The organism is Ilumatobacter sp. (assembly GCF_030065885.1).
Classification (GTDB): Bacteria; Actinomycetota; Acidimicrobiia; order Acidimicrobiales; family Ilumatobacteraceae; genus Ilumatobacter.
The window spans coordinates 1-12,087 of the sequence record NZ_JASJCS010000053.1; the positions used below are offsets into that span (position 1 = coordinate 1).

General features: G+C 70.2%; 11 protein-coding genes. 7 read left to right on the plus strand and 4 right to left on the minus strand.

Annotated features, from left to right (window positions below; all coding sequences use genetic code 11):
- From QNJ12_RS12395 to QNJ12_RS12405, 3 genes are all read right to left on the minus strand, one after another.
- On the minus strand, positions 1–895 hold an 895-nt coding region (locus QNJ12_RS12395), incomplete at its 3' end, for an acyl-CoA dehydrogenase family protein (RefSeq protein ID WP_300622964.1).
- A 1-nt stretch (position 896) separates the two neighbouring features.
- On the minus strand, positions 897–2,327 hold the full coding sequence (locus QNJ12_RS12400; protein WP_300622965.1) for an MDR family MFS transporter: 1,431 nt from the start codon (positions 2,325–2,327) through the stop codon (positions 897–899).
- A gap of 152 nt (positions 2,328–2,479) precedes the next feature.
- Positions 2,480–3,598, minus strand: coding sequence for a hypothetical protein (locus tag QNJ12_RS12405; RefSeq protein ID WP_300622966.1), 1,119 nt, complete (start codon positions 3,596–3,598; stop codon positions 2,480–2,482).
- A 206-nt stretch (positions 3,599–3,804) separates the two neighbouring features.
- Here QNJ12_RS12405 and QNJ12_RS12410 point away from each other — a divergent pair, with 206 nt between their 5' ends.
- The 5 genes from QNJ12_RS12410 to QNJ12_RS12430 all read left to right on the plus strand — a co-directional run bounded on the left by QNJ12_RS12410 (position 3,805) and on the right by QNJ12_RS12430 (position 9,538).
- The gene (locus QNJ12_RS12410; RefSeq protein ID WP_300622967.1) at positions 3,805–5,412 is read left to right on the plus strand and encodes a glutamate synthase-related protein; all 1,608 of its coding nucleotides are present in this window, start codon (positions 3,805–3,807) and stop codon (positions 5,410–5,412) included.
- A complete protein-coding gene (locus QNJ12_RS12415; protein ID WP_300622968.1) occupies positions 5,409–7,367 on the plus strand; it encodes a thiamine pyrophosphate-dependent enzyme in 1,959 nt (652 codons plus the stop codon). The genes QNJ12_RS12410 and QNJ12_RS12415 overlap by 4 nt, the downstream gene beginning before the upstream one ends.
- Before the next feature lie 38 nt (positions 7,368–7,405).
- On the plus strand, positions 7,406–7,786 hold the full coding sequence (locus QNJ12_RS12420; RefSeq protein WP_300622969.1) for an MmcQ/YjbR family DNA-binding protein: 381 nt from the start codon (positions 7,406–7,408) through the stop codon (positions 7,784–7,786).
- Between the two features lie 224 nt (positions 7,787–8,010).
- A complete protein-coding gene (locus QNJ12_RS12425) occupies positions 8,011–8,709 on the plus strand; it encodes a YafY family protein (protein WP_300622970.1) in 699 nt (232 codons plus the stop codon).
- Between the two features lie 457 nt (positions 8,710–9,166).
- Positions 9,167–9,538 carry a VOC family protein gene (locus QNJ12_RS12430; RefSeq protein WP_300622971.1) on the plus strand — a complete coding sequence of 124 codons (372 nt, stop codon included), beginning with the start codon at positions 9,167–9,169 and terminating at the stop codon, positions 9,536–9,538.
- A gap of 126 nt (positions 9,539–9,664) precedes the next feature.
- Here the strand turns inward: QNJ12_RS12430 and QNJ12_RS12435 are convergent, their stop codons facing one another.
- Positions 9,665–10,054 carry a nuclear transport factor 2 family protein gene (locus QNJ12_RS12435; RefSeq protein WP_300622972.1) on the minus strand — a complete coding sequence of 130 codons (390 nt, stop codon included), beginning with the start codon at positions 10,052–10,054 and terminating at the stop codon, positions 9,665–9,667.
- A 23-nt stretch (positions 10,055–10,077) separates the two neighbouring features.
- Here QNJ12_RS12435 and QNJ12_RS12440 point away from each other — a divergent pair, with 23 nt between their 5' ends.
- On the plus strand, positions 10,078–10,521 hold the full coding sequence (locus tag QNJ12_RS12440) for a hypothetical protein (protein WP_300622973.1): 444 nt from the start codon (positions 10,078–10,080) through the stop codon (positions 10,519–10,521).
- A gap of 129 nt (positions 10,522–10,650) precedes the next feature.
- Entirely contained in the window at positions 10,651–12,075 is a 1,425-nt protein-coding gene (locus tag QNJ12_RS12445; protein WP_300622974.1) for an MFS transporter, read from the plus strand.
- The last annotated feature ends 12 nt before the right edge of the window (positions 12,076–12,087 follow it).

The window sequence follows — 12,087 nt, forward strand, 5'->3', positions numbered from 1 at the left end:
GCTGCATCTGCGCCTGTGCGAGCGGATGGGCGATCGCCTGGTTCGAGCCGATCGGTCGATCGAACACCTCGCGCTCGTTCGCGTACCCGACGGCCCGCCGGAGTGCGGCCTCGCCGAGCCCGCACGACATCGCAGCGAGCAGCACGCGCTCGGGGTTCAGCCCGTGCAGGAGATGCTGGAAGCCTCGCCCGCGCTCGCCGACCAGGCGCCACCCCTCGACCGGCAACTCGTCATAGGCGACCTCGCAGGACGCCACGGCGTTGCGGCCCGCCTTCGGGATCGGGGAGATCTCGACGTGCTCCGGGTCGAGGTCGACCAGGAACAGCGTCAGGCCGCCGAAGCGGTCGTCGTCGCCGGCCTGGCCGGCGACGTCGGTGCGGGCCAGCAGGAGGCAGACCTGGGATTCGAGCGCCTTCGACGTCCAGATCTTGCGGCCGCTCACGAGGAAGCCGCCCGCACCGTCGTCGACGGCGCGCGTCGTGATGCGGCTGGTGTCGGTGCCGGCGTCGGGCTCGGTGACACCGAACGCGACGTGCAGCTCCCCGGACGCCGCCGCGGGGAGGAAGGTGTCGCACAGCCGCTCGTTGCCGAACCTCACGACCGGGTTCAGGCCGAACATCGTGATGTGCACCGATGACGAACCGTTCATGGCCGCACCGGACGCCGCGATCCGGTTGAGCACGAGGGCCGCCTCGGTCACCCCGCGCCCGCCGCCCCCGTACTGCTCCGGGATCGCGACGCCGAGCCACCCACCCGCAGCCATCGCGTCGTAGAAGTCCCACGGGAAGCGATGGTGGCGGTCGCAGTCGGACCAGTACGAGTCGTCGAACTGCGCGCAGACACGATCGACCGCCTCGACGATCGCGTCGTGATCCTCGTCGGGCGTGAAGTCCACCTCAGCTCCTCACCGCCGCAGCCGCCGGCTCGAGCCCGCGCGTCTCGGCGACGTCATCGTCGCGCACGAACCACGACAGCACGATCCCCGGGATCATGATGAGACCGACCGCGAGGAACGCGTACTGGTGGCCGGCGAGGCGGTCCGCAGCCGGGGCTCCGGAACCGAGATCGCCGACGTTCGCGGCGAGGACGGTCGCGGCGATCGCCACGCCGGTCGCGTAGGAGATCTGGCGTTGCGTGTTGAACAACGAGGTGGCGCGACCGGTGTCGGCGAGCGACGTCGTCGCGTAGACCGCCGTCTGGATCGACACGAACACGAGTCCCATCGACAACCCACGCAGCAACGACAGGCCGGCGACGACGCGGAGCGGGGAGCCGAGGTCGAGGAGGGCGTACGCACAGGTGATCGCCGACGCGAACGCCGTGCCGACCACCATCAGCCGACGGGGACCGATCAACTGATACGCCCGCTTGCCCACGAGGTTCGAGACGACGAACACGCCGAAGGCCTGCGGCGCCTGCACGAGCCCGCTCTCGAACGCCGAGAACCCGCGCAGTGACTGCATGTAGATCGGCAGCACGAAGATCAGGCCGAAGAAGCCCGCGTAGATCAGCGACGACGAGAGGTTGATGATGCGGAACAGCCGGTCACGGAAGAGGCGCAGGAACAGCATCGGTTCGTCGACGCGCAGCTCGACCACGATCGCAGCGACGAAGGCGGCGAGCCCGAGCGCGCCGAGCCCGAGCACCCGCCCGGACGCCCACCCGCTGTCGGGCCCGATCGACATCGTGTACAGCAGCAGCGCCACCGAGCCGCCCGACAGCAGCAGGCCGGCCAGGTCCAGCCGGCCGGGCTCGTCCTGGGTCTCCTCCCGCATCGACGACTGGGCGATGAGCATGCCGACGGCGCCGATCGGCAGGTTGATCAGGAAGATCCATCGCCACGACGCGTGGTCGACGAGGATGCCGCCGATCAGCGGGCCCAGGGCGGGCGCCACCACGGCGACGCTCAGCACCGCGGTCGCAGCGCTGGCCCGCCGGTCGAGCGGGTAGGCGCGGTAGAGCACGGCAGCTCCCACCGGCGCCATCAACCCGCCACCGAGGCCCTGCAGGACCCGGAAGATCACCAGCTGCTCGAGGGTCTGTGCTGCGCCGCAGAGGAGCGACACGACCGTGAACATGGCGAGCGACCACACGAACACCCGCTTGGTGCCGAATCGATCACCCAACCAACCCGCCGCGGGGATCACCGTCGCAACGGCCAGCAGGTAGCCGACCGCGATCCACTCGACATCGCTCGAGTCGACCCCGAACTCGTCGGCCATCGTCGGGAGGGCGACGTTGACCATCGTGCCGTCGATCACGGTCATGAAGATCGCCACGATGTAGACGATCAGGACCTGCCGTTCGTACGGCAGCGAGCGGATCATCGGGAGCCGACCCGGTCGGGTGCGGGCTCGGCGTCCATGGTCAGGACCGTAGGCCGGCCAACCCCGAGGCGCTGCTACGGAGGTTGTTACAGAGGGTGTCTGACACCAGCTGTAACGCCCCGGGACCGGGGGAGGGAGGGGCGGGAAGCGTGTCAGCCGATGGTGGCGACGCCGGTCGGCGCGGCCGGGCCGACACCGAGCGGGAGGTTGTCGTGGTCGACCGCATCGGCAGGGACCTCGGCGACGAGCGGCTTGAGCGCGAACGGCGCCTCGCTGTCGTCGGGATCCGGTTCGACGCTGATCACGATCGTGGCGCCACGGAGATCGAGGGGGAACTCGAGCCCTTCGGGGGCGTTGATGATGAAGTCCTCACCCGGCTTGGCCGGCCCGGGCTGATCGCCCGAGAAGCCGTCGAAGTCGTCCGCGGCATTCGGGTCGGTGAAGCGGCCGGTCGACAGCGGCTGACCGTCGACGACGGCCCAACCCTCGTACACCCAACCGGCGGGCAGCTCGGGCAGGTTGACCGGGTTGCCAGGCCCCCGCTCGAGGAACCACACGCCGCTGCGCTCGTCATTGCCGTCACCGTTGGTCGGCGTGGCGAGGATGTAGAAGCCACCGGCGTCGGCGAAATCGGTGCCGAGCGCGGCCGGGTGGGCGATCGATAGGTCGGCGACGCCGTCGACCACGTCGCCGGCGAGGACCTTGGTGGCAGCAGGGGCCGGGTCTGGGTCGTCGAAGGGCTCGATGCTCACGACGACCGCTGTCGCCGCGCTCGCGTCGTGTGTGGTGAACGCGGCGTCGATCGTGTTGCCGGCGTCGTCGATGAGGCCACCGTCGGCACCGACGTCGAAGCGACCGGTCGAGACCGGGGAGCCGTCGACGATGACCCAGCCCTCGTACACGGCGTTGGGGCCGAGCGGCTCGAGCCCGCTGAACGACAGTTCCAGGACCGACGTATCCGCCATGTCGTCCTCGGCCATCTCGTCCTCGGCCATGTCGTCCTCGGCCATGTCGTCCTCGGCCATCTCGTCATCGGCCATCTCGTCATCGGCCATGTCATCCTCGGCCATGTCGTCATCGGCCATGTCGTCCTCGGCCATCTCGTCCTCAGCCATGTCGTCCTCGGCCATGTCGTCCTCGGCCATGTCGTCCTCGGCGGCCTCGGTGACAGCGGGCGCGACGTCGGCTGCGTCGTCGGCGTCGTCGCCGCCGCAAGCCGCCGCGACCAGTGCGAGGCCGACGACGGCGGCGGGGATCTTGAGCTTGTTCATCGGGGTCCTTCCGGATCGGGCCCGCCTCCGCTGGCGGGGCACGACGAGTGAACGCAGGCGGATCGGACGATCACTCCCCCGTCCGAGCTTGTTCCGAGGCTGTTTCGCGTCCCGCAAGAACTTCCGCCGACCAGCACCTCCGAGCGCCGCAGCGCTGTGAGATCAGTAGTGTCCGAGTCGTCCGAATCGCCCCGGGGAGGTCATCGATGAAACCACTTGCGATCGCGCGCTGGAGCGAGGTGGAGGACCGCCGGCCGATCGGGGCCCTGGTCAGCAATGTCGACCTCGTCATCGTCCGCTACGACGACGAGCACTCGGTGCTCTATGGCCGCTGCCTCCACCGTGGCGCCCTGATGGCCGACGGCACCGTGGTCGGCAAGAACATCCTCTGCGGCGTGCACGGCTGGGACTACTGCTACCGCACCGGCATCAGCGAGTACGCCAACGAGGAGCGCCTCCACCGCTTCTCGTCGTGGGTCGAGGACGACCAGGTGATGGTCGACGAGGACGAGATCCTCGCCTGGGAGGTCGAGCACCCGCAGCCGTACGACCGGGATGCCTACCAGGGCGCCTACCAGGACACCCACGGCACCCCGGACGAGCCCCACGTCGCCGAGATCCGGGATCTGGCTGCGAACGGTCTCTCGCGGGTCGGCCACCACGGCGCCGTCACCTCGATGGGCGTGTCGCGCGACCGGCTGCCGTCGTGGGACTCGATCCAGATCGTCACCGCGCAGCTGCATCGGCGACCGCTGTTCGACGACGAGCCGGTCGGCACCGACGTGACGATCGGGCGGATGGCCGCCAAGCCGCTCCGGCTCGAGATCCCGCTCTTCGTGTCCGACATGAGCTTCGGGGCGCTCAGCCAGGAGGCCAAGACGGCGCTGTCGAAGGGCGCCGAGGCCGCCGGGACGGGCATCTGCTCGGGTGAGGGCGGCATGCTGCCCGAGGAGCAGGCCGAGAACTCGCGCTACTTCTACGAGCTCGCGTCGGGCCGCTTCGGCTGGTCGCTCGACAAGGTCCGCGACGTGCAGGCGTTCCACTTCAAGTTCGGCCAGGGTGCGAAGACCGGCACCGGCGGCCACCTCCCCGGCAACAAGGTCGTCGGCCGCATCGCCGAGGTGCGCGGCCTCGAGCCGGGCACGGCCGCCGTGTCACCGCCGACGTTCCCCAAGCTCACCAACGTCGACGACTTCCGCGACCTCGCCGCCCAGGTGCGGGAGGAGTCGGGCGGCATCCCGGTCGGCGCCAAGCTGTCGGCGCAGCACGTCGAGGCCGACCTCGACACCGCGCTCGAGATCGGCGTCGACTACGTCATCCTCGACGGCCGCGGCGGCGGCACGGGGGCGGCGCCGAAGATCTTCCGCGACCACATCTCCGTGCCCACGATCCCTGCGCTCGCCCGTGCTCGCCGCCACCTCGATGCGTGCGATTCGGACGTGACGCTCGTCATCACCGGCGGGCTGCGCACCCACCCCGACTTCGTGAAGGCGTTGGCGCTCGGCGCCGATGCGATCGCCGTCTCGAACGCCGCGATGCAGGCGATCGGGTGTCTCGGCATGCGGGCCTGCAACACCGACAACTGCCCGGTCGGCATCGCCACCCAGAAACCCGGGCTCCGTCAGCGGCTCGTCGTCGACGACGCGGCGCAGCGGTTGACCCGGTTCTTCCGATCGACGGTCTCGTTGATGTCCGTGCTCGCCCGAGCATGCGGCCGCTCCCACCTCTCCGAGCTCTGCCTCGACGACCTCACCACGTTCGACCGCGAGATGCACCACCTCGCCGGCATCCCCTACGGAGGTATCACGCCATGACCGCTTCGGACGACAGCACCACGTGGCACAAGATCCTCGAACCGGACCAGCTCGACGAGGGCCGGGTGACCACCGTCTCGGTCGGCGTCCGGTCGTTTGCGGTCAGCAGGTACGACGGGCAGTACGGCTGCGTCGACAACGCCTGCCCGCACCAGGGAGGACCGCTCGGCGAGGGGTCGATCGAGCAGGGGTGGCTGCGCTGCCCGTGGCACGGCTACGACTACTCCCCGCTCACCGGTCAGCCACCGGAGGGCTTCAGCGACGCACCGGCGTGCTTCGACACCGAGGTCCGCGACGACGGCGTGTACGTGGCGCTGCCGCCCGAACCCGAGCCGGTCCGAACCGTGTCCGACGTGGTCGTCGAGACGCTCACCAACTGGGGCCTGACCCACGTGTTCGGCATGGTCGGCCACTCGAATCTCGGGTTCGCCGACGCGATGCGCAAGGCGGAGGAGCGTGGCGACCTGACCTACATCGGGATCCGTCACGAGGGTGCAGCGGCGTTCGCCGCCTCGGCGTTCGGCAAGCTCACCGGCGGTGTCGCCGGCTGCTTCGGCATCGCCGGCCCCGGATCCACCAACCTGCTGACCGGCCTCTACGACGCCAAGGAGGATCGAGCGCCCGTTCTGGCGCTGAGCGGCCAGGTGCCGTCGAAGGTGAAGGGTCGCGGTGCGTTCCAGGACACCGACCTCGAAGCCGCCTTCGCCGACGTCGCCGAGTTCAGCGAATCGGTCCACGCCGAGTCGAACCACGCGGAGCTCGCCAACCTCGCGATGAAGACGGCGATCGTGGGCCGCAACGTCGCCCACCTGGTCTTCCCCGACGAAGCGCAGCACCTGCCGGCTCCCGACGGCGCTGCCGCAGGTGGACCCGGAGGCCGCGCCGGCTCCCGGCTGATCTCCCCCGACCCCGCCGACGTCGGCCGGGCGGTCGACATGATCGCTGCCGCCACGCGACCCATGATCGTGGTGGGGCACGGCGCACGGCGGCAGATGGACCGCGTCGTCGCCCTCGCTGAGCGGATCCATGCGCCGGTTGCGACGACGTTCAAGGCGAAGGGACTGATTGCCGACGACCACCCGCTGGGCTGCGGTGTGATGGGACGTTCGGGCACGCCGGTCGCGAGCTGGTTCATGAACGAGTGCGACCTGCTGATCGTGTTCGGCGCCAGCTTCTCGAACCACACCGGCCTGGCCGAGTACAAGCCGACGATCCAGGTCGACGACGACGCGATGTCGTTGGGGCGCTTCCACTCGGTCGACGTCCCGCTCCAGGGCAACGTGGAGGTCACCGCGCAACTGCTGTCGGAGGCGCTGCCCGACGCGGTCGCGGCGATCGACGTCCGCGCCGAGATCGCCGAGCGCCGCTCGATCTGGCAGGCCGAGAAGGCGCGGCGCGTCGAGGACGACGCCGGTCGCGGCATCGGGGCGGCGGCGCTGATGGCGAGCCTGACACGCAACGTCGACGCCGACGCCGTGATCTGCGTCGACGTCGGCAACAACACGTACTCGTTCGGGCGCTACTTCGAGGCGTCCGGCCGCCAGGACGTCCTGATGTCGGGCTACCTCGGTTCGATCGGGTTCAGCCTGCCCGCCGCGATGGGCGCCTGGGCTGCAGCCGGCGACAGCCGTCAGATCGTCAGCGTCAGCGGCGACGGCGGGTTCGGCCAGTACGCGATGGAGCTGACCACGGCCGTCAAATACGACATGAACATCACCCACGTGCTGATGAACAACGGCGAGCTCGGCAAGATCTCCAAGGAGCAGCGCGCCGCGCACTGGGACGTCTGGCAGACGTCGCTCCACAACCCCGAGTTCGCCGCGTTCGCCGAGCTGTGCGGCGCGAAGGGCATCCGCGTGACGTCGCCCGACGAGCTCGACGAGGCGCTCCGGACGGCCCTCGACCACGACGGCCCCGCCCTCGTCGAGGTCGTGACCGACGCCCTGCTCGTCTGAGTTCACGTTGTGTCTGACACAACGTGAAAGATGTGGGTATGGCGGTGCCGACGACCGACGAGGCATACGAGCGGTTGCGCGAGCTCTGCTTCGCGATGCCGGAGGTGACCGAGCGGCTCAGCCACGGCTCACCCTCGTTCTTCATCCGCGAGAAGCGGGTGCTGTGCAGCTTCCATCCGAGCGGCCACCACGACGAGGGCTTCACGTCGATCTGGGTGCCGGCGCCGCCCGGCGTGCAGGAGGAGCTGATCGAGGACGAGCCCGACCGGTTCTACCGCCCGGCGTACGTCGGCAAGAGCGGCTGGGTCGGCGTACGCCTCGACCGCGACGTCGATTGGGACGAGATCGACGGCATGCTGCGCGAGGCGTACCGTCTCAAGGCGCCCAAGACGCTCGCCCGCCAGCTCGACACGGAGTAGCCGCAGCCGAGCGGCCGGCCCGGCGCACCGCCCGCAGTGATCGCTGCGCTTGCGGTGATCGCGGAGCCCGGGTTCGAACCCCTCCGACACCGTGACGAACCCCCGCCGCGACACGTGCCGTGTTCGCCATTCCGCCTGCTCGGCGTGTGCGGCACAACGGCGTCGGCGCTCCACCGCGGCTCGACGAACACCGGGCGCGCACCCCTCGGCCAGACTGTCCCACCATGAATCGAACCGACCGGCTGTACGCGCTCGTCGAGGAGCTACGGGCTGCCGCGCCCGGGCATCGCTCGACCACGTGGTTGGCCGAGCGGTTCGAGGTCAGCTCTCGCACGATCGAACGCGACCTGTCGGCGCTCCAGCAATCCGGGGTGCCGATCTACGCAACGCCGGGCCGCCGCGGCGGCTATGCGATCGACGCGCAGCACACGCTCCCACCGCTCAACCTGTCGGCGGCCGAGGTGGCCGCCGTCGCCACTGCGCTGGCCGTCGACTCGTCCACGCCGTTCACCCATGCCGGGCGGAGCGCGTTGCAGAAGATCCTCGCCGTGCTGCACGAGGTCGACGCCGACGGTGCGCACGAGCTGGCGGCGCGAATTCGTCTCTACGACGTCCGGCCCGGTGTGCCCCGGCCGCCGGCCGTCGTCGAGCATGCCATCGTGCAGCGCCGGGTGCTACAGATCGAGTACGTCGACAAGCAAGGCGAGCCGACGGAGCGCGAGGTCGAACCGGTCGCCGTCCTCGGCGTGCACCCGAACTGGTACCTGTGGGGCTGGTGCCGGTTGCGCGAGGCGCCGCGAGCGTTCCGCCTCGACCGCATCCACGGTGCGGTCATGCACGACGAGGTGGCGCCCGATCGGGAGATGGACCCGGCCGCGGTCGAGATCCCCGAGCTGATCGGCCGGGGCATCCTCGGCAGCTGACGAGCAGACGCCAGCCGACGTGGCGGCCCCGACGCAGAGTCGCGTCGTCGCTCACGCTCGCTTTGTGGAGCCACGACGACGTCCTGCGTCACCACCGCTGCCGCAGATGCCGGGCCTCGATGCTCTGGCAGCACAACAACGACCGATGTCGTGACGACTGCCGCAGCATCCGGACCACGACCATGTCGCCGACGCACCTTGTCTGTGGCAGTCACAACGACCACCGATGTCGCGACGACTGCCACAGCATCCGGGGATCGCACAACGCGCAGACGCCCAGCGCGCAGCGAGGTCTGTGGCAGCCACAACGACCACCGATGTCGCAACGACTGCCACAGAGTCCGCGGTCGCACCAGCCGCACCCGCCGCCCCGGCCGTCGGCGACAGCGCCCGAATCCGCTCGGATCTCCCGAAACACCGACACAGGGTTGTCGCCGGGGCTGCTCAAGGTGGCCACATGAGCAACACAGCAACCCCCAATCCCGTGTCCTGGTTCGAGATCCACACCGCGGATCCCGACCGCGCCAAGGCGTTCTACGGCGCCGTGTTCGGCTGGTCGTTCGACGACTCGATGCCGGGCTACACCATGATCGACCTCGGTGACGGCGCCCCGATCGGCGGCGGGATCGCCCACAGCAACGGCGACTACCCGAACGACGCCGTCTTCAACATCCAGGTGCCCGACGTGGCGGCATCGCTCGATGCCGTGAAGGAGCACGGCGGCTCGGTCATCGCCGACGTCCAGAAGACCCCGATCGGCCTGACGTTCGCCTACGCCGCGAATCCCGACGGCTCGGTGTTCGGGCTCTGGTGCCCGCCGCCGGCCTGACCGAGCCCGTGGCGCCCCGCCCGGCCGGCCCGGTCCGGCTGCTCCCGCCGCACGCCGCGCCGTCACGTCGTTCCGCCGGTCGTCCACCCGGCGATCCGACGGCGGCCGGCGACAACGAACGGCGAGTCAGCGGGCGATGACCGGAGAACCGTGGTGGGCGACCAGCTTCCAGACCCCCTCGTCCGCCCGGACGAAGACGTTGGTCGCCGCCACGGTGCCGGTCGCCGCCGCATCCGACCTGGCCGTGTCGACGAGATTCTCCTCGAGCGTCACCCAGGCAACTCCGCCGACGACGGCGACGGCCTCGTTGGTGAGGATGAACTGGTTGCGGCCCGGGCCGGCGAAGATGCGGCGCCACGACTGCTCGATGACCGGCCACGTCCGCAGGATCGGCCAGCCGGGGTGGATGCAGACCGCCCGGTCGTCGTGCTCCCAGACGGCGCCCATCGCGCCGAGGTCGCGCGCCTCGTGTGCGTCGTAGAACGCCCGATTCGTCGCCAGCACCTCCTCGATCACCGACGCCAACGTAACCTCGCGACATGACGTCGGTCGACGAGTTCGCGTCCGCCCTCGCCGACGAGCACGGCCTCGCCGTCGTGAGCACGGCCGACTCGCGCGGACGCGTCCTGTCGAGCGTGGTCAACGCCGGCGTGATGCCGCATCCGGTGTCGGGCGATGCCCACGTGGCGTTCGTGTCCGGCGGCACGGCGACGAGGCTCGGACACATCCGCCGCGGCGCACCCGTCACGCTCGTCGCCCGCCGGGGTTGGCGCTGGGTCGGCGCCACCGGCCCCGCCGAGCTGATCGGGCCCGACGATCCGTCCGAGGGCTTCGACGCCGATCGGATCCGACTCCTGCTCAGGGCCGTGTTCGAGGCTGCGGGCGGCAGTCACGACGACTGGGACGAGTACGACCGCGTCATGCGGAAGGAGCGCCGCACAGTGGTGTTGGTCCGACCCGAACGCGTGCTCGGCAACGGGTGACACGACGAGTGCCCGAGCCGCCCGATCAGGTGGCCGAGGGACTCGATGCAGGCGACGACGTCGAGTCGAGGATCCGCCTGCGTCGGCCATGAAGCGGTCGAGCGGACACGGCCGTGGGAGACTCGCTCGGTGAGCGCCCCCACCGCATCGACGGCCGACGGGTCGGCGGTCGCGCCGGGCAGGCGAGCGTGGCTCGCGGTCGGGGTCACGACGCTCGTCTTCTTCTTCGTCGTGATCGACGTGTCGGCGGTGAACGTCGCGTTTCCCTCGATCAGGGACGACTTCGACGTCACGGAGTCGGCGCTGGGTTGGATCATCTCGGGGTACAACATCGCTGTCGCCGCCCTCCTGCTCGTCGCCGGCAGGTACGCCGACAGCCTCGGGCGCAAGCGGATGTTCGTCCCTGGCGTGGCGATCTTCGCACTGGGGTCGGCCCTCAGCGGGTTGGCGCCCAGCGCGGGTGCGCTGATCGCCGCCCGGGTCGTGCAGGGCATCGGTGGTGCGATCATCGCCCCCACCGCGATCGCCGTCGTGCTCCCGGCCTTCCCGCCCAACAAGCGGTCGACGGTGATCGGCCTGACCGGCGCAACGGGCGCGCTGGGCGCCGTCGTCGGACCGGCTCTCGGCGCGCTGCTCACCGACATCTGGTCCTGGAGGGCGATCTTCTGGGTCAACGTGCCGATCAGCCTGGTCGTGCTGGCGCTCGCACCGCGCCTCCTGCAGGAGTCGAAGAACCCGAGCGCAACGGGTCGGGTCGACCTCGTCGGCGTGCCGATCGGGACGCTCGGCGTCGGGCTCATCATGTTCGCCATCGTGCAGGCGGAGTCGTGGGGACTCGTCGACGTCCGGGTGATCGCGGCGTTCCTGGTCGGAGCAGCACTGCTCCCGATCCTGGTGCACCGATCCCGCCGCCACGCCGAACCGCTGCTCGAACTGGACCTCTTCCGCCTGCGCTCGTTCGCCAGCACGAACGCGGCGCTGGCCTTCTACTCGATGGCGTTCACCTCCGGCTTCCTCGTCAACTCGCTGCTGCTGCAGGAACTGTGGGGCGAGTCGCTGCGAACGACCGGCTTGGCGCTGGTGCCGGGGCCGCTGCTGGCGGCCGGCATCTCACCGCTCGCCGGCCAGTGGGCCGATCGCATCGGCCACCGCTGGATCCTCGCCATCGGCAGTCTCGCCTGCGGGCTCGGGTACGTGTCGTACACGCTGACGCTCGACGAGTCGGCGACCACGTGGAGCCGCTTCGTTCCCACGTCGATCGTGGTGGGACTCGGCGTCGGCGCCACGATCGCCACCTGGGCGAGCGCCGGCATCGCCGACGTGCCGCCGGCGCAGTTCGGCACGGCGAACGCCACCGTGCGCACGACGCAGCAGGTGTTCTACGCGCTCGGCATCTCGGTGATCGTCGCGATCCTGGCCGACGTCTCGTCGACACCGGACCTGACGCGGTTCCGGTGGGCCTGGGGCTTCGTCGGCACCGCCTACGTGCTGGCAGCGATCACCGTCGCAGCGACGTTCCCGGCCGGCAGCAGCGACGACCGCGCCGGCGAGTAGCACGCTCAGCGC